General features: G+C 67.7%; 1 protein-coding gene. It reads left to right on the forward strand.

Going from position 1 to position 558, the window contains the following annotated elements; genetic code table 11:
- Nucleotides 1-345: 345 nt before the first annotated feature.
- The coding region (locus tag B2J89_RS21605) for a helix-turn-helix domain-containing protein (RefSeq protein ID WP_371809115.1) at nt 346-558 on the forward strand (213 nt) is incomplete at its 3' end.

Raw genomic sequence — 558 nt, forward strand, 5'->3', positions numbered from 1 at the left:
CGACCTGCCGGGCCTGGTGCAGTTCCTGAAAGACCAGAAGATTGCCCTGCAGTACATCCCCGAACGCCTGATCGTGCGCGACGCGATGCCCTCTACACCGTCCGGAAAGATCCAGAAGTTCAAGCTGCGCGAGATGCTGCGCGACGAAAAAGCCTGAAGCCCAAGAACGCCCTCATGGCAGCGGAGCGCCGAGGCAGCACCGTTGGTGCACGGCTGAGTTCAACACCCTGCTGGCCAATGCGGGCCTGTGACGGTGCCCCCTGATCGAGGCGCAGAAACCTTTGTCGGCTGGCCGACTGCGGCGCCCGGCGCAGTGCGGCGCGCCCCGGGCGGGGCATCGCGATAATGCTCGCCATGCCTGCACACCCCCCTTCCCGCTCCGCGGCCCCGCGCGCTCCTGAAGACCGCCACTTCGTGGCGGCGCTGGCGCGTGGGCTCGAAGTGCTGTCGTGCTTTCGCTCGGGCGACAAGGTGCTTGGCAACCAGGAGATCGCCCAGCGCTGCCAGCTGCCCAAGTCCACCGTCTCGCGCCTGACGACCACGCTCACGCGCCTGGGC

It is taken from the genome of Acidovorax sp. SRB_24 (assembly GCF_012931925.1).